The following is a 25,905-nucleotide window of genomic DNA, read 5'->3' as shown; positions in this document are numbered from 1 at the left end:
TTACTCCTGCATTTTCCAGCGTTGTAATAACAAGGCGTTACTGACCACAATTAAACTGCTGCTGGCCATCGCTGCGCCGGCAATAATCGGGTTTAAATAACCCAGCGCGGCCAGTGGAATGCCCACGGTGTTAAAAATAAACGCCCAAAACAAGTTTTGCTGAATTTTGCGGTAGGTTTTACCGGCAATCGTCAGCGCGGCGCCCACCAGTGCGGGTTCACCGCGCATTAAGGTGATGGCCGCCGCACTAACCGCCACTTCAGTACCTGTTGCCATCGCTATGCCTAAATCGGCCTGTGCCAGTGCCGGAGCATCGTTAATGCCATCGCCCACCATGGCAACCTGATGGCCGTCTTTTTGGCACTGCTTAATAAAGCTGGCTTTGTCGGCCGGTAATACTTCAGCCTGATAATTATCCAGCTTCAGTTCAGCGGCAACCCCTTCGGCATTGGCTTTGTTATCGCCGGTCAGCATCGCTACTTTAATGCCTTGCTTCTGCAGTTGCGCCACCGCTTTTTTGGCATGCGGTTTTAAGGTGTCGTTAAAGCACAGCAAGCCGAGCAGCTCTGGTTTTTGCTCTGGTTTTAGTTCGGGATTATCGGCCGGTGTTTTTGCCAGCCACGACACAGAGGCCCCTTTGGCGTTGATAAGGTCAACCGGCAGCTCAAGCCCCAGCTCGCGCATCCAATGGCTACTACCTAGCATAAACTGGGTACCATCCACTTTTGCTTTAACGCCTTTACCGGCGACCACTGAAAAGTCGCGGGTATCGACAGCAGAAACATTATCCTGCTCAGCCTTGACCAGCACGGCTTTGGCCAGTGGATGCTCGCTATGTTGTTGTAACGATACGGCCAGAGTGAGTAGTTCGGTTTCGCTGCCAGTTATTGCAGTAAACTGCACCAGTTCAGGCTTGCCTTCGGTTAAGGTGCCGGTTTTGTCAAATACCACATAGTCTATTTGGGTGGCTTGCTCCAGTGCGATAGCATCTTTTACCAGTATGCCGTGGCGGGCGGCGGTGCCAGTGCCAGCCATAATTGCTGCCGGTGTTGCCAGGCCTAAAGCGCATGGGCAGGCAATAACCAACACCGCAACGGCGTTTAAAATGCCCTGTGCCCAGTTACCGGTGCTAAAGCCCCAGCCTAATAACGTTACCAGCGCGACCAGCAGTACCACCGGCACAAAAATGGCGCTAATTTTATCAACCAGTGCCTGCACCGGTGCTTTGGCACCTTGCGCCTGCTCTACCAGGTTAATAATTTTCGCCAGTGTTGATTCCGCACCCACGCTGGTGGCGCGCAGTTCCAACACGCCATCGAGGTTTATGGCACCGCCAACCACTTTGTCGCCGCTGCTTTTGTGCAGTGGTAAGCTCTCGCCACTGATCTGCGCTTCGTCAACACTGCTATCGCCGCTAAGCACTTCGCCATCGACAGCAATGCGCTCGCCCGGTTTCACCTGCACGATTTCGCCACTTTGTATCGATGCTGCGGCAACCATTTGCCATGTGTCGTCACGCTTTACTCTGGCTTCAGTCGGTTTAAGGTTTTCCAGCGCCCGCAGTGCATCGGTGGTGCGCCGCTTGGCGCGGTGTTCAAGCCATTTACCCAGTATAACCAGTGTCAGTACTGCAGCACTGCTTTCAAAATACAGATGCGCCGCGCCATGCTGGCCATCGAACGTTAACCACAAATAAAGTGATAAGCCGTAGGCTGCGCTGGTGCCCAGCGCAACCAGCAAGTCCATGTTGCCGGTGCCGGCTTTTAGCGCGCTCCAGCCGCCTTTGTAAAAACGTGCACCAAAGTAAAACTGCACCGGCGTAGCCAGCATCCATTGCCACAGAGCGGGTAACATCCAGTCCACGCCAAATAGCATACCCAGCATTGGCAGGATCAGCGGAAGTGTCAGCACGGCAGGGCCCAATACCGGAAACCATGGTTGGCGATAAAATGGCAGAGTGTCTGCTTTTGCTGAATTATCTGTCTGATCTTTTTCAACCAACGTATAGCCAGACCCTGCCAGTGCTTGTTGTAATTGCTCCATGTTCACGGCATCAAGCAGTGTTAAGCTTACTTGCTCTGTTGCCAGGTTCACCTGTGCGTTTACTACGCCCTGCACCTTGAGCAGCGCTTTTTCCACCCTGCCGGCGCAAGAAGCGCAGGTCATGCCGGTAACGCCATACTGCTGCTGGCGCTGCTTTAACTGATATCCGGCGTTGGTGATGGCATTGGCCAGTGCGGAAACAGTGGCGGTACCGATAACAGTGGCGGTTTCATTGGCTAAATTAACGCTGGCGCTGCTGACACCGTCAACCTGCTTTAGTGCTTTTTCAATACGGCCAACGCAGGACGCGCAGCTCATGCCTTTAATGTGCAGTTGTACGGAATCACTCATTGTTCAACCCTCATTTCTCTTCAGTAACGTAGCACAAGGTTAAAGCTTACCACGATGGTAAGGTCAACTACTGCGGTGCAGCTTTATTACAAAGCACTTTGCTTAGCGACGCACACAGTACTGCTTTGAAAGCCAGACTGAGTTGTGCGATAGAAAATAAGTGGTCTAATGCTGCTCCGGTTTATTCGAGTTGCTCGCGCAGTTTTAGCAATTCCTTACGCCGAGCCGCGCTAACTTTGGGGTAGCTCATGTTCAGATTGTTTAGCGAGTCGACGATAATCTGCGAGATAATCAACCGGGCATTTTTTTTATCATCGGCCGGAATAACAAACCAGGGTGACTGTTCAGTGCTGGTGGCACTAAGGCAGGCCTGATATGCACGCATATAGTCGTCCCAGTGCGCGCGTTCTTTGATATCAGCCGTGCTGAACTTCCAATTTTTCTCCGGCTCATCGATGCGTGCAAGAAACCGTTGGCGCTGTTCTTCCTTAGACAGGTGCAGGAAAAACTTAATCACCCGCGTGCCATTAGTGTGCAGATGCGCTTCCAGATCTGTGATCGACTTGAAGCGTTCTTCCCAGATAGGATGCCCGGCGATGGCATCGGCGGAAAACCCCTGCGCCTTCAACAACGGTGGGTGAACCCGAACTACCAATACTTCCTCATAGTAAGAGCGATTAAATATGCCGATGCGTCCGCGCTCTGGCAGGCGCTTGGTGGTGCGCCAGAGAAAATCGTGTTCCAGCTCTTCGGTGCTGGGTTGTTTAAAGCTAAATACCTGGCAGCCCTGTGGATTTACACCTGACATCACATGGCGAATTGCCCCGTCTTTCCCTGCCGTGTCCATGCCCTGAAAAATTAATAGTAAAGCGTGCTTGTTAGACGCATAGTGCAGCCGTTGCAACTCACTTAGTTCGTCAACTTGCGCCTGTAGCATTTTTTTGTAGGCTTTTTTCGAGTCATAAGCTGGCTCAACAAGGGTGGGGCGTTGCGAAAGGTCAACGGGTTCGTTGGGTGGTACGCGGTAGTCATCTGGAGTTATTTTCATTATTTCTCCTTGGTGTGCTGGTGAACTCCAGCCTCAGGTAACGGGGGTAACACTGTAAAGAGTATAGAGCAGATGTGTTTTTCACCCTGCTCTTTTGCATACCTTAAGCACATGCGGATGTACTTTGATGGGGGTAACTCTGGTTTTTGAACTATGGTTTTGAACTATGGTTTTGAACTATGGCTTTGAGCAATGGCTTTCCTGATGATGTTAGTACAGGTTAAAATCAGGCTCTGTGCGCTATCAAACGTAGGCTGGTTTTTCTCTTTCATCAAACATACCTTTCGGTTAGAATCCGCGCCATTTTGTATTTTTTGTTAACTAAGAGTATGTACATGTGCAGATTAGTTGTAGCAGGGTTGGCTTTGATGGGTGCCCTGTTTGTACCTGCAGCGCAGGCAGAGTTTGGCGATAGCCAGAAAGTTATTTCAGTATTTAGTGAAGTTGGTGATAAAGCAAAAACCAGCGGTTTTTCGCTTGGTCTGCGTAATGTTGATCGCACAGACTTTTACATGCAGTTAGGCTTAAGTTATCAGCGAATAACGTTAAAGCAGCAACCGGCTGACTATAATGATGGCCGCATAAGACCGCTGTTTTTATACGGTCGGCTGGGCATGGACTGGCGGCTGAGCCCATATTTTCAAGCTGGATTTGATTTAAATGGTAGTTTGATAGAGTGGGTAGACAGTAGTAATGACATTTGTTGTCATGCCATGGTTAGAACCGGGCTTGAGCTTAAAGTGCATGACAACATTCGGTTAGACATATACGGCAATTGGTACAATTTGCAATACCGCAGCTATCAGCAGCAATCAAACCCATTTGACTATCAAGACAATGGTGATAACCAGCGTTTTAGTCGCACTACAGTGGGCGCCCAGTTGTCGCTGGTTTTCTGAGAATCAGCATCAATTTGTACTGGCTAGGCGCACAAGTCATATTATTGCGCTGTGTCTAATAGACGTTTTCCCACTGCGTAACTTGGCTGCCGTGCTTTTAGATACGGCAGCCCTTTCCGCTTTGGTTTATTGTTGCTGTAGTGCCTTAATACGTTCGGCTTCGGCTTTTATCATCGCCTGCAGCTCACCAATATTTTGCTGTACACGTGCAGCGCCAATTTGCGCCCCTTGAGCCATTAGTGTAGGCATTTGTTGAATGGTTTTTTTGCCTACGTCTGTAGCATAAAAGTTATTGAGTTCACGTAGTTCCGCAGCGGTAAAAGCGTCGGCATAAATTCTCAACATATCCGGCTTTAAGCTTTCATAGCTCATATGCTTAGCAAAAAAGGCCATCATCACATCTTTATACGGTGCTAATGCCTGATTTTGTTGCAACTGAATATCGATCATTTGCGACATGGATTGCTGCAAAGCATTTTCCATACCCATGATGTTTAATAATTTTTCGGCCTCTTTTTCAGCTGCTGGGTCCGCTATAGACATAGTCGAAACGCTAAAACAAAGTAATATGAGGCTAATTTTGATTAATTTCATTTCTTTTCCGGGAGTGAGTTAAAGGTCCGTTGCACTGTAGTCGTTTGCGTGTAATTTATTACATCGCCCCTACCTTGAGGCAGCTAGCAGCGGCAACGTGCGTTATTTTACACTAGCAATACGTAGCGTTGTAAATTTAATGTAGAGAATATAGCTCCAGCGTTGCGCGTCTATCTTAGATGCTTACACAAAACCTCGACAATACCATTAAATGCAGAGTAAAAAACGCTGCAACTTTATTCGAGATCTTGACCGCTTCCATCTGGTGATGGACATCATTGATCGCCTGCCGCAGACCGGCGAAACAGGCCAGGCGCTAAAGCACCAACTCAGCGATAAATTGCTTGAGCACAAAAGTTACATTAACCAACACAGCCAGGATATGCCGGAAATTCGTAACTGGCGCTGGCAACCGCACTGACGGTAACTTCAGTAGCGATTGCCCTTGGCCTGGAGCAAGGGAAGATATTGTTACCATCGTTTTTGACCTAACGGACCCAGTTTGTCGTGTTGATAATAAATAAAGCACTGTTGCAGGCTTTAGCTGGGGCTAAGTAGCAGTATAACCTGCTGAGTATGTGTTGGGTTTTACCATAAGGTTTGCTTGGATACGGCCAGCCACATAATTACTAACACGGTAACAGGCAAGGTTATCAGTGCCAGGTTGGTAAAGCCTTTGTGGTAGAAACTAATCATCGCCTGTTCGCGCTGACTAAGTTCAGCGCCTGCACTGCGTTTCTCGGTGATTTTCTTTGCCTTCCAGTTACCCAGCCAAATATCGACAATTTCCAGTGGCACGATGAGCAGCATGACTAACCATAGCTTTTGCTGCAACCACGGCATGGCAATAAAGCCGTAGTGAAATGCCATAGTGGCACCGCTTAGCAGTAAGGTACAAAGCGCAATATGCTCTAGTGTAATCGTCCAGAAAAACACCCGATAAACCTTCGCTGTCGCGGGCGATAATTCACCTTCATGCTGCTGCATGTAGCGCAGAACCAGCCAGGACCCAATAGCCGGGCCTAACCACATAATCAACGAGCCTAAATGCACTACTTTAAGTGCGGCGTACATTGCTCGCTCCCCATAGCTTCCAGGCAATTAATACAAACCACGCGGTACTTAATACCATGCTGGCAGCAGTAAAATACTCTGCCAATGTTAATTGCTGTAGCGCAATGGCAACAGATAACCCCAGCCCCAGTATCCAGGCTAGAATGCCAGGAGACAGCCACAGCTTAAGTGCCGGTTGCTGTTTAAGTAGCGCCAGCGTTAACACCATCCCGCCAAGGTTATACAAACCATTGCCAAGGAAACCGGTTAAGTGCATCGCCAGGTTGTCGATAAATTGCAGTAAAGCGATATTGGCAATAGATATTTGTGGCATCACAAAGGCGAACAGGGTTTCGGCCATTAAATCCGGTGCCATGCCTAAGGCAACCAGAAGCACGCCATACTGTCGGGCTGCACCGTGGGGAAGCTCGGTTGATAACATCACCGCAAAAGCCAGCAAGCTAAGTGCAGCTACCATCCAGCTAAGCCAGCCCCATTGCCACAGTGTAAGGTTAGCGTTGATGTATGCCATGCGGGTAACCAGGTCATTAGCCACAGGTAAGCCAGGCCGCATTGGGCCGTTCATCATTAAGCAAGCGACAAAAATCAGCAATGCAATCAGTAAAGTAGTGTAAAAGTAATAGGGCTTTGGCATTGTTCTAATCCACAGCAGACAAGGTGTTATCTTACCTGCTATGGCATAAAAGTAACAATTATGTTGCTTAACCCGAGGTTAAAAATGTCTGGTAGCTGCGGTTATTGCTCACCTGCTGATACTGATAACCCAGTTTGTCTAAATAAGCAGCAATGTCGTCGTGGCTGGCGGCTTCAAAGCCAGCCAGTACATCGCCGGTGGCGGCGCCGTGGTTACGGTAATGAAACAGCGTAATATTCCAGTGCTCGCCCAGGGTATTTAAAAAATTCATTAAGGCGCCCGGATATTCCGGAAAGTTAAACTGATACACCTGTTCTTGTAGCGCACGGGGTGGCATACCACCGACCATATGGCGTACGTGCAGTTTGGCCAGTTCGTCATCAGACAAGTCCTGATATTCATAGCCGGCATCAGTAAGCAATTTGGTGACGGTGTTTAGTTCCTGCCGTCCATGACGCAGTTTAATGCCGACAAAAATGTGTGCTTTATTGTCGCTGGCGTAACGGTAGTTAAATTCGGTAATGGCGCGGCCACCCAGCGTTTGGCAAAAGCGGCGGAAACTGCCTTTTTCTTCCGGTATGGTAACAGCAAATACCGCTTCTTTTTTCTCGCCCAGTTCGCAGCGTTCCGACACATAGCGCAGTGTATCAAAGTTTAAATTGGCACCGCTTAACACTGCAGCCAATTGCTGAGGTTTAGCTAAAGTACTGTTTTTTAGTTGCTGGCTGTATTTTTTAAGCCCAGCCAGTGCCAGTGCGCCAGCCGGTTCGGCCACGGCACGTAAATCGTCGAAAATATCTTTAATAGCGGCGCAAATTTCATCGCTGGATACGGTAACCACTTCATCGCAAAAGCGTTTAGCCAGGTTGAAATTTTCGCTACCAATACGCTTTACGGCAACACCGTCGGCAAATAACCCCACGCGTTCCAGCGTTACCGGCTCGCCTGCGGCCATGGCGGCTTTTAAACAAGCCGCGTCTTCTGGCTCAACACCGATAACCCGCACATTGGGCTGAATGGCTTTAATGTACACCGCCATACCCGCCAGAATGCCGCCACCGCCTACGGGAATAAACACGGTATCTAAGTGGTTATGTTGGCTTAATAGCTCTTTGGCTACAGTACCTTGGCCGGCAATCACATCGGCATCGTCAAAGGGTGGGATGTAAATAGCGCCTTCGTTCTTGGCCAGGTTAATGGCATAACTATTGGCTTCGTCAAACGCGGTGCCGTGTAGCACCACGTTACCGCCCAATGCCTTTACCGCCGCGACCTTTATTTCTGGCGTAGTAATGGGCATAACGATGGTGGCGTTGATACCCAGTTTGCTGGCCGACAACGCCACGCCTTGGGCATGGTTGCCAGCTGACGCGCATACCACGCTGGCATCGGGGCTCTGTAGTTTTACTTTGTGTAATTTATGAAAAGCACCACGCAATTTAAACGAGTACACCGGCTGTTTATCTTCGCGCTTTAACAGCACATTGTGGCCCAGGCGCTGGCTTAGTTTGGTCATGGCATCCAGAGGGGTTTCTACCGCTGCCTGATATACCGGCGACAGCAGAATTTCTCGCAGATACTGCTGCATTAGATCGGTATCTGTCAGCATTGTCGTGACTGTTGCCAGGTTGTTCATTGTTGCTCCACTGCTTTTTATGCTTGTGCCAACCGACACGTTTAAATTTCAAGCGAAGACAGGTGGCAACTAAGCGGGGCCTCTCCAGCAGGGAGGCTGGAGAAGAGTTTACATGGACGTATTTACAACGTCCCCGCGTGTTGTTGCCTGTCGTAGGCTAAGGCTCAGATTTAAACTCAGCGCCAAGGAAATACTTTCTTCGCCGCCTTCAAGGAGCACATCCCTGTGCCCTTTCAGCCTGCGCGGCATCCCTGCCGCTGCTGCGAAAGTACACCTGTCCCTTCGTCTTAAGTTATGCTGCTTGTGCCAGTCGACACACTTAAGTTTCAAGCGAAGACAGGTGACAACAAAGCGGGGCCTCTCCAGCAGGGAGTCTGGAGAAGAGTTTACATGGACGTATTTACAACGTCCCCGCGTGTTGTTGCCTGTCGCAGCCTAAGGCTCAGGTTTAAACTCAGCGCCAAGGAAATACTTTCTTCGCCGCCTTCAAGGAGCACATCCCTGTGCCCTTTCAGCCTGCGCGGCATCCCTGCCGCTGCTGCGAAAGTACACCTTGTCCCTTCGTCTCAAGTTTTGCTGCTTATTCTTCTAACTTGCTTAAATCTCTTACTGCGCCCTTATCCGCACTGCTTGCCAGTAAGGCATAGGCTTTCAATGCAGTGCTAACAACGCGTTGGCGGTTCTCTGGCTTCCAGCCTAACTTGCCTTTGGCATCCATCGCAGCACGGCGCTGTGCCAGCACCTCATCACTTACGGCAATACCAATTTTGCGCTGCGGAATATCAATTTCGATTCGATCGCCTTCTTCTACTAAGGCGATAGCACCACCACTGGCGGCTTCTGGTGAAACGTGGCCAATAGACAAACCAGAAGTACCACCAGAAAAACGGCCGTCTGTGATTAAAGCACAGGCTTTACCTAAGCCCATCGACTTTAAGTAGCTGGTGGGGTACAACATTTCCTGCATGCCCGGGCCACCTTTAGGGCCTTCGTAGCGAATAATCACAGCATCACCTGCAACCACGTTGCCTTTTAAAATAGCGTCTACTGCGTCGTCCTGGCTTTCAAAAATACGCGCGCGGCCGGTAAACACTAAATTCTCTTTTTCTACCCCAGCGGTTTTAACAATACAGCCTTGCGGCGCCAGGTTGCCAAACAATACGGCTAAGCCGCCATCCTGCGAATAGGCATGCTCTTTACTGCGAATACAGCCGTCTACGCGATCGTCATCCAGAGTGGGGTAACGACAGTTTTGCGAAAATGCCTGCGTGGTGCGAATACCTGCCGGGCCGGCTAAATACATTTGTCTGGCGTCTTCGTTGCTGGTGGTTGCAATATCCCATTGCTCCAGCACTGCACCCAAGCTATTGCCCGCGACATGCGGTACGTTAGGGTTTAATAAACCGGCACGGTTAAGTTCCGCCAAAATACCCATAACACCACCTGCGCGGTGTACATCTTCCATATGGTATTTCTGTGTCGACGGCGCTACTTTACACAAGTGCGGCACGATGCGTGATAAACGGTCGATGTCGGCCATGCCAAAATCGACTTCGGCTTCAATAGCCGCGGCCAGTAAATGCAGTACCGTATTAGTAGAGCCGCCCATGGCGATATCTAACATCATGGCGTTTTCAAAAGCGGTTTTATTGGCGATATTACGCGGTAAAGCGCTGGCATCATCATTTTTATACCAACGGTTGCACAGTTCCATAATTCTGAAACCAGCCTGTACAAACAGCTCTTTACGATCAGCATGGGTGGCCAACAGCGAGCCATTACCCGGCTGGCCTAAACCCAGGGCCTCGACTAAACAGTTCATCGAGTTGGCGGTAAACATGCCCGAGCAGCTGCCACAGGTTGGGCAGGCGCTGCGCTCAATTTGCTCGCTGTCGCTGTCGCTGACTTTAGGATCGGCGGCTGACACCATAGCATCAACTAAATCCAGCTTGATAATTTGATCCGATAGCTTGGTTTTGCCCGCTTCCATCGGTCCGCCGGAGACAAAAATAGCCGGTACGTTTAAGCGCATCGCGGCCATTAACATACCGGGGGTGATCTTGTCGCAGTTAGAAATACACACCATAGCATCAGCGCAGTGTGCGTTTACCATATACTCTACCGAGTCAGCAATCAGCTCGCGAGATGGCAAACTGTAAAGCATGCCGCCGTGGCCCATAGCAATGCCATCATCTACGGCTATAGTATTGAATTCTTTAGCAATGCCACCAGCTTCTTCAATGCTTTTTGCTACCAGTTTGCCTAAATCACGCAGGTGCACGTGGCCGGGTACAAATTCGCAAAACGAGTTCACTACCGCAATAATCGGCTTGCCAAAATCGGTGTCTTTTACACCGGTGGCTCGCCACAGTGCGCGGGCGCCCGCCATATTGCGGCCTTCGGTAACGGTGGCGGATCTTAACTTTGGCATTGTGCTACTCCGTGTATTCAGTAAATATCTAGTATAGGGTTAAAGGGTGCTTACGCACTTAATACGGCTAATTCAGCCGATACCAGCTCCAGTTGCTGGATGTCATACAGCTTATGCAGTTGACTGGTTAATAAATGAATCGGCTTATCACCGCTGACCGTCAGGGTAATATTCAGGCTACGTGAGTCAGCCCGCGGTGCCAGTTGTAAGCCGGCCAGTTCATAGCCGCGGTAGCGGGTAACCTGTAACAGGCGCTCAACAACGGCCGGGGTATTATTGGCGGTGATATTTAGTACATGGTTCATGCTTTTGCCTCCGTCATCATGTCTTCATTGGCAGCTCCCGGCGGTACTAACGGCCAGACGTTGTCTTTGTCATCAATACAAACATGCAGCAGGTAAGGGCCGGGCCAGGTAAACATGGCTTCCAATGCACCTTCTACTTCATCTTTGCGGGTTATACAGTGGCCCGGTATGGCAAAGGCGGCGGCCAATGCAACAAAATCCGGGTTGTCAGATAAATCGGTTTCGCTGTAGCGCTCATTAAAAAACAGCTGTTGCCACTGCTTTACCATGCCTAAACGCTGGTTATCGACAATGACAATTTTTACCGGCAGGCGAAAACGTTTAATGGTAGCGAGCTCTTGCACGTTCATCATAAACGAGCCGTCACCTGATACCGTAATTACCGTATCTTGTGGCCGGGCTAATTTTGCGCCAATGGCTGCAGGCAGGCCAAAGCCCATAGTACCTAAGCCACCACTGGATAAATGATTACGCGGGCTGCTAAAGCGCATATGTTGCGCAACCCACATTTGATGTTGGCCAACATCACAACACACTACGCTGTTATCCGGCATGCGCTCACTTAGCTGCTTTAACATCAACGGCGCATAAATACGTTCGCCCGGATGGTCATAGCGCCAGCCATGCTGCTGCTTTAACGTGGCGCAGTGGGCTAACCACTCATCGCAGTTTGTGCTGGCCGAGATTGCCGGTAAAATTTGTTTCATATCGCCCAGCAATGCCGCATCAGCAAAGCGCACTTTATTGATTTCAGCCGGGTCGATATCGACATGAATTACTTTGGCGTGCGGCGCAAACTTTTGCAGGTTGCCGGTTACCCGGTCATCAAAGCGCGCGCCTAAGCAAATTAATAAATCGCATTGCTGCACGGCCAAATTGGCTGCCTGAGTGCCATGCATACCCAGCATGCCCATGTAATGTGTATTGTCTTTTGCAACCGACCCCATAGCTTTTAATGTGGTAACAGATGGCATTGGGTTGTCAGCCAAAAATTGCTGCAACTGAGGCATGGCACCGGCCATATGCACGCCACCGCCGATATACGCCATCGGTTTTTTCGCCGCAGCAATAAGTGCCCGTGCCTTTGCGGCATTTGCCAGCGACGTAGGCACCGACACTGCCTTTTGTGTATGGCTAGCTAGGGGCTGGTAATCAATTTCTGCTAACTGCACGTCTTTAGGGATGTCTACTAAAACAGGGCCTGGGCGCCCGCTTTTGGCAATGGCAAACGCTTGGTTTAGTGTCGCTTCCAGCTCTTCTACGCTACGCACCATAAAGCTGTGTTTGGTTACCGCGAGGCTTAAGCCAAGTACATCAATTTCCTGAAACGCGTCACTGCCCATTACGGCCTGCGGCACCTGGCCGGTAATGGCGACAACAGGCACCGAGTCCAGCATGGCGTCAGCCAGCGAAGTGATAAGGTTAGTCGCCCCCGGCCCGGAGGTTGCCATGCACACGCCAACCTTGCCGGAGGCGCGGGCGAAGCCAATGGCAGAAAACGCTCCGCCCTGTTCGTGCCGGCACAGATAGTGTTTTACCGTGCTTTGATACAGGGCATCGTAAATAGGCATAATAGCGCCGCCAGGGTAGCCGAAAATGGTCTCTACCCCGTGTTGTTGCAGCACCTGCAGTACCAATTCTGCGCCTTTCATTGTTGTTCCTCTGTTTGCTAACCCGCTTTTACAAGGCCCGGAAACGACAAAACCCCCGGTCCTTGCGGAGCGGGGGTTTTGTTGGATTTCGCCTTAAGCTACTTTTTTTCCAAAACACCGCCCCCGCGGAGATTAATAATCACCACGACCACGAGGACAATAATGTTCAGAACAGTAGCTAAACGCATAATATGATTCTTACTTATTTACTTGGTTAAAAACTATTTTAGTTATACAGCCTGCAATGCAGACTTAATTGCCTATAGAAATAGCCGTCTATCAGTCTGAAGTCAACAGGTTTTTCTGATTTGATAAAAAATAGTCAGTTGGGAAGCTGCGGTACTGGTGTGAGAATCGGCTTACACTAAACCAACCGTTGCAGGCCTGGATGGCCGAATCGAGCCTACAGGGACGTATTTACGGCGTGTTGGTGTGTGTAAACCGGTTCGATAGTTTGCACCTGAAGTGATAGGCGACGTACACTTAAGTCATTCATCAACCAGCGAGGTAGCCGCGTGGATCAGTTAGAGCTGTTTGAACTGCCCAATCCCTGCATCGGTGTGTGCCAAAGCAATAGCCGCGGTTACTGCACGGGCTGCCTGCGTTCACGCGATGAGCGCTTCAACTGGCATGCTAAACCGGCTGCGGAACGTGCGTATATTTTAAAATTACTTACGCAGCGTAGAATGCGGTTAAACGCTAAAGCGAAGAAAGAAGATGACTCGCCAGCTAACGGCAAGTCTTTAGACTTGTTTTGAGTTATCAGCCTTTTTTAACCAAGCCAATAATAAATAGCAGCACCACAGCGCCTACCGTGGCAGTAATGAGTGAACCAACCAAACCAAAAGACGCCAGACCTAGTGCGCCGAATAAAAAGCCGCCGATAAACGCGCCGACTATACCGACTATGATGTTTCCCAGAATGCCAAAACCACGGCCTTTCATGATGTTACCCGCTAGCCAGCCCGCTATGGCGCCGATAAGTAAAAACAGAATAAAATTCATCTTATGTCCTCAATTATTGTTAGCCCAGCATTGGCTGCTGGTGGTTTAAACAAAGCATATAACCGTTTAATGGCAAGTAATGCGTAGGTCATGCATTTATTTTTTACTCTGTTAATACTCCAGTACACCTGGGTAGGGTTTTTGGTAGCCTGATAATATCTGCTGCAAGTCGCTAAATGTGCTTAACAGTGAGCGTAATGTGACTTTGTCAGTTATAAAATGTGGTAATTTCCCGGCCGGATCTGCCTGACCGGTGTAGTCAATAAGCAATACACCGCCCTCTAGCGGTGTTAACTCCCAATGTCCTTGCACCTGCTCTACCCGCACATAACCTGGCTCTGGCGAAAAGTGCTGCCCCATGTCCTCAATATGCAATGTTAGCACCTTGCTTTGGGGGGCTTGCGTCCAGCTAGACTGCGTAATCATGTCGCGTGGTGACACCGGCCAAATAGCATCAAAGTAAATATGCACCAGATGGGTATTCGATGACGGCGTGGCAAGCACAATGGCCCGCTCGCTATTGGCTACCCAGGCTGAAATATTATTAGTGTCTTCGAGCAAATGTAAAAAGGCACCTATAGACGAGCGTACCTGGGTGGTTGCGTGTACTTGTAATAAAGCATTTTCTGATTCGCGATGCTCTATAAGTAGTTGATCTGATTTATGATAAATCGTCCAGCCAGAAGCCGCAACACCGCTGAAATGAGGGCCAAGCAACACCAGTAGCACCAGTAAAACCGACCATTTCATTGCAATGCCTTTTCTATTAGGGAATATATATGCAAAAACATCGTGTGCAATAATGCACCGTTGTGTAGTCACAACGCTAGCGGATTATGCGGCACTGAAAAAGGTAAAGAAGAGAATAAACTACAAAAATAGAACAACAGCAGCCTAAACAGAAACTGCCGTTGTTCGGTATTATCAATTAACTTTGAGCTTACCGCCTTTGCCTAAACCACCTTCAACATTTTGTGCTTTATAGTTACGTAAAGCTTTAACCATGTTGTTGTACGAGTCTGCAAACGCTGCTGTAATAACCTTGCCTTCAGGCGTTTTGGTATAGCCACCTGCGCCAAAGAAGCCGCCGGCAAAAAGTCCACCAAAAATACCGTAATCCCAGTTTTTGGCATTACCTACCGCAGATGAAACTTGCACACCCGAGCGGTTATCAATTAACAGCAATGTTGTTGCTGCTTCGTTGCTTTTTAAACCACCGGCAACAGCGCCAACCCAGCCGCCAATTAAGCCGCCAACACCACCTGTGTCTTTTGCTGAAAACTGAACAGACGGGCTAACAGTATAGTCCGCGGCGACAAGTTGACCTTTACCAAAGTCGCTACCACCGCGAAGCTCACCAGAATTCATTAAATCACGTTCGGTATTCATTGAAGACATAGATACACCACGCTCAACAATAACAAAACAGTTTGATTGCTGAATCATTGTGCGAATAACGGGAACCGTACTACCAAGACTTGAGTAGTTTCTGTTGTAGTAATCCCACCAGTCACCGGTTTGATCTTCATAAACAGATAAAGTGCCAAGCGGGGCGTCACATTTTTCTAAAGCAGAATTTTGTCCTTCCGCATTACTACCGCCGGCACCACCGGTAATAGTATTACCAGAGCTTCCGCCCATACTAGGCATAGTGCTTGAGCAGGCGCTTAAACCCAAGATGCCCAGCAGTGTTAGCAATTTACAAGCGCTTGAGAGGTTCATATCCATTATCCACAAACTCCTAAATTAATCATCAGTAGTAGGGTAAATGCAAATAACCACAGTTTCCATAACTAAATGAAACTTTTTGGCCACCTTGGTTACAATATTGTTTGTAATGCAAATAGGTATTCATGGTTGTTTTGCATGTCTTGGTTTTTACCAGTACCAGCTAAAGGCTAATGCCAGCTCAGTCGTTTTTTGTTTCTTTAAACTCAAACGTGCATCCCATCTGTTGTGGGAACCAAACCTGTGTTGCCATTCGTACCAACTAAAATCGTCGGCCTGGCCTGCCACGAAATAGCGCCGACCCACTTCAAACTGCATGCGCTACATTGTAGTTTTTGCAAGTTATCTCCTGTGAAATGCCAGTAAAAATTAAATATCAGTCTTAGCAGCATGATGATACTCAATCGTATGTAGAAATTAACTTTTATCCTTATTAGTCATTGCTATAAGCCAGATGAATCTATGTTGCTTTTTTGGTACATGCCACATAGAATCCAGCAGCTTTTGAAAGCAAAAACGAAAAGGAATTAATAATGAAAAAAGTTGTTGTTGCGCTAACGCTAGGCGTTACTCTTGTAATGTCAGGTTGTTCTACAATTCTGACCGAAGATACACAAAAAATTAATGTAGCTACTTCAAATGGTAAATCGGCAGAAATAACTATTGATGGTCAGTCATACCAAGCTCCTGGCATCATTACAGTTAAAAAGTCACAAGAGCAGACAAAAATTATAACCACAACTGCAGAGGGTTGTTCAAACCAAACGGCGTTAAACCGTCAAGTTGAACCTACTTTTTTTGTTAACATTTTATCAGGTGGTGCTTTCGGTTCAACTACCGACTATGCAACTGAAAAAATGTGGAAATACGATGACAACATTACTATCAGCTGCGGAAACTAGCTTTCTGTGATGTTGCTGTGCAAACTAAGAGGCGCTGTCTTATGCGCCTTTTTTTTATTATCAATACCATCGATTAGCGCCACTACACCGCTATGGCTACACCATGAATGGCAGGCACTGTTGCATCTTGATGTTCATGGAGAAAGCCTGATTACTGACGCCGGTTTTATGCGTACAGCGTCAGCGGAAGCCGAATTTAAATATTTCGTTGCGGCTTTTTTCGACGACAAACACATACAAACTAAACAGTGGCAATCAGACATTTGCCGATATCCTGCACGCTATATATGGTTACGTCAGCAACTTCAGCAAACAGATACCTTTTTACCGGCCCAAGTGTGCGCGGACTATAATATTTTTCGAAAAAAAATGCCGGCGGACAGCGTAACGCTGGTATATGCAGCTGAAAATATCACCCAGCCTTCCAGTATGATGGGGCATGCTTTTCTTGCATTTTCCGGTCACAACGAAAAAGGTATTGAAGTGTCGCATGCTTTGACATTCTTTACTGATGTTGATCTATCTAACGTAGCGTTATTAATTTGGCAAAGCATTGTTTCAGGTAAACAGGGCCACCTTATAGTTTCACCCTATAAAGAACAGTTACAATTTTATCTGAAAAATGAGCAGCGAAATGTATTTGAGTACCCGGTAGCGACAAATTCTGGTCAACGGGAATTGTTGATGGCACACTTGTGGGAGCTTAAGCAAACAGAGCTTTCTTACTACTTTCATACATTTAATTGCGCGACACTAACAAATAACTTACTAGCGTTACTTAATCCGGAGCTGGCAACTGTCACATCATCATGGTTAAGTCCACTTGACGTAGTAAAAATTAATAAACAATTTAATGTTATTAACCACAGCAATCTGCTGCCCTCAGATAAATGGAAGGTCAGGACAATTAGCCCCTTGATCGGTGATGTCGCCAGAAAGTACGCGCGTGACTTTAATTATTCTGACTATATCCAGCTACTAGCAGAAGGCCCGGAAGAAACACTTTTAGCACTAGAGTTTGCGCAATCCTTGCTAAATTATAACTATCAACAGGGTACTATATCGGCGGCAGACTACACCGTTAAAACAGATATGCTTATTAGCCTCAGCGATCGCGACGCTGCAAATGCTGAGTTGACATTAAGTAATACTAAAGACCCTACGCTAAGGCCGGCTGACGGGCAAATGTCTGTCAGCTATATCCAAAATAATGATGTCGTGCTTAGTTACTTACCTGCATCACATAAGCTTAGCGACAATCATAAACATGCATTCAGTGAATCTGAACTGCAATTATTTTCTTCTTCCGTAAGTTACAACACTGGCACCGGCAATGCCCGCCTTCAGGAGCTAACTGTTTACTCAGTATCATCATTTATACCATATGATCCCTACACCGGCGGCTGGTCTGGCAGGTTTAGCCTAGGTGCAGCACGCAAGGCTGATAGCAATCTTGAAAACAAACTCGCAGCAGGTGTCAGTGGCGCTTTAGGCCTTACAACCGAAATACATGCTGATATTTACCTGTATGGTTTGATGAATATTTCTGCAGATTGGTATCGTGGCTTGCAACTGTCTGCAGGGCCGGAAGTTGGCTTGATGATGTATCAGCTTTTCAATAACAAAACACTTCTGTCTTACCGGCGCGATTTTAATCAGCTCGGTTCGGACCGACCCATCGGGAAACTAAGTTGGACCCAGAGCTGGTTTTTCTCGTCAGAGGCAGCGCTGATATGGCAGTTTGATAAAATATTATCAGGCCGTAATAAAGACATTCGCAGTGGGTTAACACTGCGATTTTATTTCTAACACAAAAACTGTAATTGTGCACTTGTTAACTGCCGATACTCACCTTCAGCCAAATCATCCGGTAGTTGTAACCCGCCAATCTTCTCCCGGTGCAATTTAACCACCTTATTACCAATGGCAGCAAACATACGTTTTACCTGATGATAGCGGCCTTCGTGAATGGTTAGCAGAGCTTCAGTTTCATCGAGTATTTCCAGCTGGGCTGGTAAAGTAGCGTTCTTTTCATTGCGCAGCATTACGCCCTCAGCAAACTGCTCAATAGCACTATTTGGAATAGGATCGGCGGTCCAAACCCGGTAGGTTTTGGCAACGTGATGTTTGGGGCTGCTGATACGATGTGACCATTGGCCATCGTCGGTAATTAGCACCAAACCCGTGGTGTCTAAATCGAGCCGGCCGACAGTATGCAGCCGTTCGATTAATGGCTCGTCCATCAAGGTAAATACCGTGGGGTGTTCCGGGTCTTCCGTAGAGCAGATATAGCCATCGGGCTTGTGCAGCATAAAGTAGCGCAAGCCGATGAGCTGCAGTTGTTCATCGTTCAAGCATACAACGTCGCTGTCTTTTACCTGAAGTGCCGCCTGTTTTACCAGCTCGCCGTTAAGGGTTACCAATTTTTGCCGGATCACTTTGCCTGCCTGGCTACGTGTTAAGCCGGTGCAATCACATATAAATTTATCTAAACGCATAAGTCACCTGTATTAATTGCGTTTAGTGTAACCAATTTTACCGGCGTAGTCGCTAACTCAGTGGCGTTTCACGGTGTAAGCGCCGACACCATAAAGTGTGGATTTAACAGTTGCTCGCGCTGGTACACTTTACTGGCTATGCCATCAAAAATTACGCAGGCACCGGCTTCCAAGGCAATGATATGGCCGGCACCGGTATCCCATTGCATCGTTGGCCCAAAGCGTGGGTATACGTCGGCAACACCTTCTGCTACTAAACAGAATTTCAGAGAGCTACCGACCGGCACCATGTCGTGTTGGGCAAATTGTGCCAGATAACCAGCTAAATCGGGGCTTGGGTGGCTGCGGCTGCCTACAACGCGAATGACATCACCAGGTGTGCTCACTTTTGCCGCCTTAACACCGGCAGGCGTTTTGACAAAAGCGCCTTCGCCTTTGGCAGCGTAGTAGGTTTTATTCAGCACCGGCGCATGAATAACCCCCAGTACGGGTTCGCCATTGTCTATCAGGGCAATATTTACGGTAAATTCGCCATTGCGTTTAATAAATTCTTTGGTGCCATCCAGCGGGTCGACTAACCAATAACGCTGCCAGGTTTTACGTATATCCCAGCTAATATCCGCCGCTTCTTCCGACAAAATGGGCAGATGTGGTGTCAGTGCGGTTAACGCTTTTACAATTAACTGATGGGCGGCTAAATCGGCGGCAGTCAGCGGGGAGTCATCAGCTTTGCCGGTAATGTTAAACGCGGCGGTATCTTGCTGATAAACCGCCAATATGGCTTTACCGGCTTGTTCGGCAATATCAATAACGGCGTTTAAATAGTGCATTTAACTTATCATCCCTTTTACCTTTAATAGCTGCAACAGTTGTTGCACACTGTCCTCTAATGATAGCGTTGAAGTGTCTAGTACTAAATCCGCGTGCTCTGGCGCTTCGTATGGGTCAGAAATGCCAGTGAAGTGGCTGATCTCACCAGCACGGGCTTTTTTATATAAGCCTTTCACATCGCGTTGCTCACACACTTCCAGAGGAGTAGCTATATGTACTTCAATAAATTTGCCGTTTGGAATAAAGCTTTTTACCAGCTCTCGCTGATGGCGGTAGGGCGAGATAAACGCACTTAATACCAGTAAGCCCGCGTCTACCATTAGCCCGGCAACGGCGCCAACCCGTCGCAGGTTTTCCGTTCTGTCCTGGGCACTAAAACCTAAATCAGCACATAAACCATGGCGCACATTGTCACCATCTAGCAAGTAGGTAAATTGACCGCGTTCAGCCAACGCCTGTTCCAGCGCATTAGCGACAGTGGACTTACCCGAGCCAGATAAACCAGTGAACCAGATAACGGCACTTTGTTGACCGAATAGCGCTTCTCTTGCTACTACGTCAACATCATGTGATTGCCACTTAATATCGTTATTTTTCATCTTTGTATCACTTAAACGGATAAATTATTGGCAAAAAAATCAGCACTACCGCGCTGTATGTTAGTGCCATGGGTATACCTAAACGAAGATAGTCTTTTAACTGATAATTGCCTGCTGAGTACACCATTAAATTGGTTTGATAGCCAAATGGTGAAATAAAACTGGCCGAGGCACCAAACGCGACGGCCATAAAAAAGGGTACCGGATCCACACTCAGGCTTTGCGCTATGGCATAGGCTATGGGAAATGTCAGCGCTGCTGCCGCATTGTTGGTTACTAATTCGGTAAACAGCCAGGTAGCAATAAACACGGCGACTAAAGCACCATAAGCACCACTGCCATCAACCAGGGTAATTAAGCCCTCTGCTATAGCGCCGGCCACGCCGGTTTGTATCATTAACTGGGCCAAACCAATGGCAGAGCCAACAATTAACCACAATTCCAGTGGGAAGCGGTTTTTTAACTCTTTGACATTGACCGCGCCAATGGCGACATAGGCTAATAGCAAGACTGGCAAGCTTTTAATCAGCGGGACAATATTGACTATTGATAAACTCAGCGCCGCTAAAAAGCCCAGTAATACCCAATTACTCAGTTTTTGCGACAATGGCCGGGCAATACTTAAACCATTCACATAGACAAATTCCTGGTTTAACTGGTGCTGGCCGGGGAAGTGTTTACCGACGGACAATATCAGCACATCACCGGCATGCAGCACTAAGTCGCCCAAGCCCCCTTGTAACCGTTCATGGCCACGACGGACGGCAATGACTACGGCATCATATTCATGGCGAAAGCGCAGTTGTTTTAAGCTTTTACCTACCAGGCGCGAGCTGTAGCTCAGTACTGCTTCAAGTAGTTCGCCTTGCTGTTGGTCTTGTCGTAGTAAGTCTAAACCGGGGAATTGTTGTAGCCGGGTTACCGCAGCGATATCGCCGACAAAGCGCAGCTCATCGCCAGCTTCAATAACGGTTTCGGGAGTAACCGGGCAAATGCGCTCTTTACCGCGTTGAATTTCAGCTAAAAACAGCGCCTGCAGTTCGCGTAGCTGGTTTTGCTCAACACTTTTACCAATTAATTGGCTGTCGCTGCGCACGTGTGCTGTCAGGTAGTATGGTGTGGCATCGCTGTCTTGTTGGCGGTTATCGGGTAGCCAGCGGCTGCCAATAATCAACACCACTATTCCGGCTGCCAACACTAAAGCACCCAATAAAGTAAAGTCAAAAAAGCCCAATACCGGCTCGCCGCTTTGCTCAATAAAGCCGTTAACAATAAGGTTGGTTGAGGTACCAATGAGTGTAAGCATGCCACCTAAAATAGCACTGTAAGACAGCGGTAACAGCAGCTTAGACGCGGCGAAATGGTTATGATGACGAAGCGACGACATTAACGTAGCCACTACGGCGGTATTATTAATAAAGGCTGACATCAACGCACTAGACAAGCTTAAACGCGCGATAACGCTGCTTAGTCGTTTACCCTGAAAACCTTGGCTAAGCCAGGTAACCAGCTGTGACTTTTCAATCGCAATTGACACCAATAACAGCAATAACAGTGTGACCAGCGATGGATTGGCAAAGTTTTGCAGGGCTTTTTCCAGTGGCAACCAGCCTACCAGATAACTCAGCAGTAAGGCGCCACCGAACCACAGTGCCGGGGAGCGTTTGCTAAAAATTAGCCCCGCTACCAGCGCCAGAAGTAGAACGATTACGCCATACTGCTGATAGTGCATTACTTATCGCCCTTGAATAGCTCGCGCACATCACGTGCACCCCAGTGCGGAAAGTGCTTACGGATCAGCGCATTAAGTTCTTGCTCAAACACGCTGATATCCGCGCTTGCTGCTTTTTCTTCGGCCAGTACATTTTGTACTAAACCCGCCGCCACAGTGGCATTGGTTAAACGGTCAACAAGAATAAAATTACCGGTACCAGGCTGGTTTTTAAAGGTATCCAGCGGCTGGGTTTCGGTTAATTCCAGCTCGACCAGAGCGATATCATTCATAGTCACCTGTTCAGCCGCTTCTTGCGCCAAGGTGTTTACGTTTACCTTATGATTTAACCGGTTAATGCAAACACTGCTTTTGCGTGTGGCCAGCTTTAAGTCGTACAAGCGTCCGGTTTGCAATGGTTGCTCATCAAACCACACGAGATAAGCCAGTGCCCGCTTAGTTAGCGTTACAGTTTCATCAGACGGTACCAGCCAGTCGCCACGGCTGATATCAATTTCATCATTAAGCGTAAGGGTAACCGCCTGACCGGCGATGGCGGCAGCTTGTTCGCCAGCAAAGCTAACAATTTGTTTAATGGTACTTTTTTTACCCGACGGATAAGCGGTTACGGCTTGCCCTACGGCTAAGCGACCACTGACTAAGGTGCCAGCAAAGCCACGAAAATCCAGATCGGGCCGGTTTACATATTGCACCGGGAAGCGTGTGCCCACACCGCCACGCAAAGGTATTGGCAAGGTTTCCAGTAACGGCAACAGTGCTGTACCGGTGTACCACGGCATGTTTGCGGACAAGGTTAAAATGTTTTCGCCTTTTAACGCACTGATCGGTACCACGTCTACGGTGGGTACCTGTAGCTGCGCCATTAGTGCTTGCACGTCTTGTTTTATCGCGTTGTAACGCAGCTCGCTGTAATCGACGATATCCATTTTGTTTACTGCAACAATAAGGTGTTTAATCCCCAGTTGTGAACAGATAAAACTATGACGGCGGGTTTGTGTTTGTACACCATAACGGGCATCTATCAGCAATATAGCCACGTCAGAAGTTGACGCACCGGTGGCCATATTACGGGTATATTGTTCATGGCCAGGGGTGTCGGCCAAAATAAACTTGCGCTCTGTGGTAGAGAAGTAGCGGTACGCCACATCAATGGTAATACCTTGTTCGCGCTCAGCTTGTAAGCCATCTACCAACATAGCCAGTTCTAATTCGCCTTCGCTGTTGCGGCCTTTGTGGTCGCGCTTCAATGCGTCCAGCTGATCATCATACAACTGCTGGCTGTCGTGCAACAGACGACCTATTAAGGTGCTTTTACCGTCATCCACGCTGCCACAGGTAAGCACCCGTAGCAGGCCTTTATCCTGATGCTGCTGCAAATAACCGACTATACCTAAGGTGTTTAATTGCTCGTTTAACGAGGTTACATTAACTGATGACATTAGAAATAGCCCTCGCGTTTTTTCAATTCCATTCCAGATTGGTCCTGGTCAATTACCCGGCCCTGACGTTCAGATGTGCGGGCGCGCAGCATTTCTTCAACGATGCCTTCTAAGGTATCTGCGGTAGATTCAATAGCGCCGGTAAGTGGGTAACAGCCTAAGGTTCTAAATCGTACTGATTTAAGCTCGGGTGTTTCGCCGGGCTCCAGCGGCATACGCTCGTCATCTACCATGATTAAGCTACCGTTGCGTTCTACTACCGGGCGAGGTTTCGCCAAATACAGCGGCACTATGTCGATTTTTTCTTGCAAAATGTATAACCAGATATCCAGCTCGGTCCAGTTAGACAGCGGAAACACCCTTATACTTTCGCCTTCGTTAATGGCACCGTTATATAGGTTCCACAGCTCAGGACGTTGATTTTTCGGATCCCAGCGATGGTGTTTATCACGAAACGAGTACACCCGCTCTTTAGCCCGGGACTTTTCTTCGTCGCGTCGTGCGCCGCCAAAAGCCGCGTCAAAGCCGTATTTATTTAACGCCTGTTTTAAGCTTTGGGTTTTCATAATGTCAGTGTGTTTAGCACTACCATGTTCGAACGGGCTAATGTTCATAGCCAACCCTTCGGGGTTTTTGTGCACCAACAGCTCAAAGTTGTATTCTTTGGCTAAGCGATCGCGAAACGCAATCATCTCACGAAACTTCCAATTAGTATCCACGTGTAACAGCGGAAAGGGAATGTTACCCGGTGCAAAGGCTTTACGCGCCAAATGCAACAATACTGACGAGTCTTTGCCGATAGAGTACAGCATGACGGGCTTTTTAAATTCTGCCGCTACTTCGCGGAAAATATGAATACTTTCAGCTTCCAGCTGCTGTAAGTGCGATAAAGCACTGGCTAATTCAGACATCTATTAATCCTCACTCCATCCGGGTCAGGGTTTGGCCAAACACTGGCACTTGCGGGCGCTGACCAAACCAATGTAAATCGTGTTGTAAACTTACCACTTCGCCAATCACCAACAGTGCTGGTGAGTTTATCTGATGCTGGCTTACCAGTTCAGCTAATTGCTGTAGCGTGCCGGTAATAATGCGTTGTTCGCGCCGGGTACCATTTTCAATAATGGCCACCGGTGTGTTGGCGCTGCGCCCCGCATCTATCAGTTGCTGTTGAATGTGTGCTGCCTTCATCAGGCCCATATAGATAACCAGCGTTTGATTTGCTTTGCTCATACTGTGCCAGTCTGGCTCAGTACCGTCTGGGCGGCAATGCCCGGTAATAAATTGCACACTTTGCGCATGGTCACGATGGGTTAGCGGTATACCGGCATAGGCGGCACAACCTGCGGCTGCTGTTACACCTGGTACTACCTGAAAGGCAATATTATGCGGAATAAGCGCCTGTATTTCTTCACCACCCCGACCAAAAATAAACGGGTCGCCACCTTTTAACCGGCAGACTTTTTTGCCAGCTAATGCTAAATCAACTAATAACTGATTTGTATCTTGCTGCGGCACCGAATGATCACCGGCTTTTTTACCGACGCAAATACGCTCAGCATCGCGGCGCACTAGCTCCATAATTTGCGGCGACACCAGATAGTCATAGACCACGACATCAGCTTGCTGCATTAGCTGCAGCGCTTTTAGCGTAAGCAATTCCGGATCACCCGGGCCAGCGCCCACGACATAGACTTCACCGGCCTGTTGCTGCGGTTCGTCCAGTAATTGCAGCAAACGTTGCTCTGCCTGTGGTAATTGATTGGCTTGCACATCGCGCACGACGTCTGAATCAAATACTTTTTCCCAAAACTGTCTGCGTGCAGCAAAGCCACTAATTTTAGCCTTTACCTGATCACGAAAACGGCCAACTAACTGAGCCAACGGGCCCAGATGATGCGGTAGCAATGCTTCAAGTTTTTCTCGCAAACGCCTGGCCAATACAGGGGCGGTACCAAAGCTGGAAATCGCCATAATAATGGGGCTGCGGTCGATAATCGACGGGAAGATGAAACCACATTTGGGTTGGTCGTCAACAGTATTAACCAACATATTGCGCGCTGTAGCAGCGTCATACACGGCAGCATTTACTGCATCATTGTCTGTAGCGGCAATCACCAGCAGCTTGCCATCCAACATTGTTGGCTTAAAGTAGCCGTTAATCAGTTCAGCTTTGCCTTCATGTTGCCAGGCAATAAACTCCGGTGCAAACTCCGGTGATACCACATGCAACTTGGCGCCTGCGCTAAGCAAGGTACCAGCTTTACGCAACGCCACCGAGCCGCCACCCACTATGAGCACAGGTTTATCGGTTAGCTTAACGAAAAGGGGTAAGTACTGCACACAAGCTCCTGCCATAAGGTCGCTGGTTTAAAAGGTTAGTTTACGATGCGCAGAATAGCCGTCCGTATGGCTTTTATAAAATAGTTAATTACGCTCAGATATAACTAAAAGGAATTAATAACAGTATTGTAATAAGTAATGCTGAAGTCGAGGCAAAAAAA

At 48.2% G+C, this 25,905-nt stretch carries 24 protein-coding genes; 5 read left to right on the top strand and 19 right to left on the bottom strand.

Annotated elements, in window-relative coordinates; all coding sequences use genetic code 11:
- Nucleotides 1-2,394 (bottom strand): heavy metal translocating P-type ATPase, encoded by a 2,394-nt coding sequence (locus H595_RS0100550; RefSeq protein ID WP_027669430.1) that lies wholly within the window; start codon nucleotides 2,392-2,394, stop codon nucleotides 1-3.
- 181 nt (nucleotides 2,395-2,575) lie between these two features.
- Nucleotides 2,576-3,442, bottom strand: coding sequence for an ADP-polyphosphate phosphotransferase (locus H595_RS0100545; protein WP_027669429.1), 867 nt, complete (start codon nucleotides 3,440-3,442; stop codon nucleotides 2,576-2,578).
- A 368-nt stretch (nucleotides 3,443-3,810) separates the two neighbouring features.
- Here H595_RS0100545 and H595_RS0100540 point away from each other — a divergent pair, with 368 nt between their 5' ends.
- The gene (locus H595_RS0100540) at nucleotides 3,811-4,341 is read left to right on the top strand and encodes a hypothetical protein (RefSeq protein ID WP_027669428.1); all 531 of its coding nucleotides are present in this window, start codon (nucleotides 3,811-3,813) and stop codon (nucleotides 4,339-4,341) included.
- Nucleotides 4,342-4,467: 126 nt separating this feature from the next.
- Here H595_RS0100540 and H595_RS0100535 read toward each other — a convergent pair whose 3' ends face one another.
- Entirely contained in the window at nucleotides 4,468-4,935 is a 468-nt protein-coding gene (locus H595_RS0100535; RefSeq protein ID WP_027669427.1) for a DUF2059 domain-containing protein, read from the bottom strand.
- A gap of 211 nt (nucleotides 4,936-5,146) precedes the next feature.
- Here H595_RS0100535 and H595_RS21390 point away from each other — a divergent pair, with 211 nt between their 5' ends.
- The gene (locus H595_RS21390) at nucleotides 5,147-5,356 is read left to right on the top strand and encodes a phosphoketolase family protein (RefSeq protein ID WP_051219680.1); all 210 of its coding nucleotides are present in this window, start codon (nucleotides 5,147-5,149) and stop codon (nucleotides 5,354-5,356) included.
- Nucleotides 5,357-5,523: 167 nt separating this feature from the next.
- On the opposite strand, the gene H595_RS0100525 is transcribed toward H595_RS21390, so the two are convergent.
- From H595_RS0100525 to ilvG, 6 genes are all read right to left on the bottom strand, one after another.
- Nucleotides 5,524-6,009 (bottom strand): hypothetical protein, encoded by a 486-nt coding sequence (locus H595_RS0100525; RefSeq protein WP_027669426.1) that lies wholly within the window; start codon nucleotides 6,007-6,009, stop codon nucleotides 5,524-5,526.
- Nucleotides 5,993-6,643 (bottom strand): hypothetical protein, encoded by a 651-nt coding sequence (locus H595_RS0100520; protein ID WP_027669425.1) that lies wholly within the window; start codon nucleotides 6,641-6,643, stop codon nucleotides 5,993-5,995. The genes H595_RS0100525 and H595_RS0100520 overlap by 17 nt, the downstream gene beginning before the upstream one ends.
- A 67-nt stretch (nucleotides 6,644-6,710) precedes the next feature.
- A complete protein-coding gene (gene ilvA, locus H595_RS0100515) occupies nucleotides 6,711-8,279 on the bottom strand; it encodes a threonine ammonia-lyase, biosynthetic (protein WP_027669424.1) in 1,569 nt (522 codons plus the stop codon).
- A gap of 580 nt (nucleotides 8,280-8,859) precedes the next feature.
- Nucleotides 8,860-10,710 carry a dihydroxy-acid dehydratase gene (gene ilvD, locus H595_RS0100510; protein ID WP_027669423.1) on the bottom strand — a complete coding sequence of 617 codons (1,851 nt, stop codon included), beginning with the start codon at nucleotides 10,708-10,710 and terminating at the stop codon, nucleotides 8,860-8,862.
- A gap of 50 nt (nucleotides 10,711-10,760) precedes the next feature.
- Nucleotides 10,761-11,015: an acetolactate synthase 2 small subunit gene (gene ilvM / locus H595_RS0100505; protein WP_027669422.1), complete on the bottom strand. Its 255-nt coding sequence runs from the start codon at nucleotides 11,013-11,015 to the stop codon at nucleotides 10,761-10,763.
- Nucleotides 11,012-12,667 carry an acetolactate synthase 2 catalytic subunit gene (gene ilvG / locus H595_RS0100500; RefSeq protein WP_027669421.1) on the bottom strand — a complete coding sequence of 552 codons (1,656 nt, stop codon included), beginning with the start codon at nucleotides 12,665-12,667 and terminating at the stop codon, nucleotides 11,012-11,014. The genes ilvM and ilvG overlap by 4 nt, the downstream gene beginning before the upstream one ends.
- 515 nt (nucleotides 12,668-13,182) lie before the next feature.
- Here ilvG and H595_RS0100495 point away from each other — a divergent pair.
- Nucleotides 13,183-13,425 carry a DUF1289 domain-containing protein gene (locus H595_RS0100495; RefSeq protein ID WP_027669420.1) on the top strand — a complete coding sequence of 81 codons (243 nt, stop codon included), beginning with the start codon at nucleotides 13,183-13,185 and terminating at the stop codon, nucleotides 13,423-13,425.
- 4 nt (nucleotides 13,426-13,429) lie between these two features.
- Here H595_RS0100495 and H595_RS0100490 read toward each other — a convergent pair whose 3' ends face one another.
- The 3 genes from H595_RS0100490 to H595_RS24510 form a co-directional block, all read right to left on the bottom strand.
- Complete coding sequence (locus H595_RS0100490) at nucleotides 13,430-13,672, bottom strand: GlsB/YeaQ/YmgE family stress response membrane protein (RefSeq protein WP_027669419.1); 243 nt, start codon at nucleotides 13,670-13,672, stop codon at nucleotides 13,430-13,432.
- 111 nt (nucleotides 13,673-13,783) lie between these two features.
- The gene (locus tag H595_RS0100480; protein ID WP_037053267.1) at nucleotides 13,784-14,422 is read right to left on the bottom strand and encodes an START domain-containing protein; all 639 of its coding nucleotides are present in this window, start codon (nucleotides 14,420-14,422) and stop codon (nucleotides 13,784-13,786) included.
- A 174-nt stretch (nucleotides 14,423-14,596) separates the two neighbouring features.
- Nucleotides 14,597-15,400: a CsgG/HfaB family protein gene (locus H595_RS24510; RefSeq protein ID WP_240474800.1), complete on the bottom strand. Its 804-nt coding sequence runs from the start codon at nucleotides 15,398-15,400 to the stop codon at nucleotides 14,597-14,599.
- A 533-nt stretch (nucleotides 15,401-15,933) separates the two neighbouring features.
- Between H595_RS24510 and H595_RS0100465 the strand changes: the two genes are divergently transcribed.
- Both H595_RS0100465 and H595_RS0100460 read left to right on the top strand, forming a co-directional pair.
- On the top strand, nucleotides 15,934-16,302 hold the full coding sequence (locus H595_RS0100465) for a hypothetical protein (protein WP_027669416.1): 369 nt from the start codon (nucleotides 15,934-15,936) through the stop codon (nucleotides 16,300-16,302).
- 9 nt (nucleotides 16,303-16,311) lie between these two features.
- A complete protein-coding gene (locus H595_RS0100460; RefSeq protein WP_027669415.1) occupies nucleotides 16,312-18,111 on the top strand; it encodes a lipoprotein N-acyltransferase Lnb domain-containing protein in 1,800 nt (599 codons plus the stop codon).
- On the opposite strand, the gene rsuA is transcribed toward H595_RS0100460, so the two are convergent.
- The 7 genes from rsuA to cysG form a co-directional block, all read right to left on the bottom strand.
- Complete coding sequence (gene rsuA, locus H595_RS0100455) at nucleotides 18,108-18,800, bottom strand: 16S rRNA pseudouridine(516) synthase RsuA (protein ID WP_027669414.1); 693 nt, start codon at nucleotides 18,798-18,800, stop codon at nucleotides 18,108-18,110. The two genes, H595_RS0100460 and rsuA, sit on opposite strands and share 4 nt — an antisense overlap.
- 68 nt (nucleotides 18,801-18,868) lie before the next feature.
- Entirely contained in the window at nucleotides 18,869-19,630 is a 762-nt protein-coding gene (gene cysQ, locus H595_RS0100450) for a 3'(2'),5'-bisphosphate nucleotidase CysQ (protein WP_027669413.1), read from the bottom strand.
- A complete protein-coding gene (cysC, locus tag H595_RS0100445) occupies nucleotides 19,631-20,230 on the bottom strand; it encodes an adenylyl-sulfate kinase (protein ID WP_027669412.1) in 600 nt (199 codons plus the stop codon).
- Between the two features lie 7 nt (nucleotides 20,231-20,237).
- Entirely contained in the window at nucleotides 20,238-21,962 is a 1,725-nt protein-coding gene (locus tag H595_RS0100440; RefSeq protein WP_027669411.1) for an SLC13 family permease, read from the bottom strand.
- Nucleotides 21,962-23,401, bottom strand: a complete 1,440-nt coding sequence (gene cysN, locus H595_RS0100435; RefSeq protein ID WP_027669410.1) for a sulfate adenylyltransferase subunit CysN — start codon at nucleotides 23,399-23,401, stop codon at nucleotides 21,962-21,964. Before cysN ends, H595_RS0100440 begins: the two co-directional genes overlap by 1 nt.
- Nucleotides 23,401-24,312, bottom strand: a complete 912-nt coding sequence (gene cysD, locus H595_RS0100430; protein ID WP_027669409.1) for a sulfate adenylyltransferase subunit CysD — start codon at nucleotides 24,310-24,312, stop codon at nucleotides 23,401-23,403. The genes cysN and cysD overlap by 1 nt, the downstream gene beginning before the upstream one ends.
- A 10-nt stretch (nucleotides 24,313-24,322) precedes the next feature.
- Complete coding sequence (cysG, locus tag H595_RS0100425; protein WP_027669408.1) at nucleotides 24,323-25,744, bottom strand: siroheme synthase CysG; 1,422 nt, start codon at nucleotides 25,742-25,744, stop codon at nucleotides 24,323-24,325.
- Nucleotides 25,745-25,905 lie beyond the last annotated feature (161 nt).

The sequence above is a fragment of the Rheinheimera baltica DSM 14885 genome (genome assembly GCF_000425345.1).
Taxonomy (GTDB): domain Bacteria; phylum Pseudomonadota; class Gammaproteobacteria; order Enterobacterales; family Alteromonadaceae; genus Alishewanella; species Alishewanella baltica.
The sequence above is the reverse complement of the archived record's forward strand: the minus strand, read 5'-3'. Positions and strand labels throughout refer to the sequence as shown.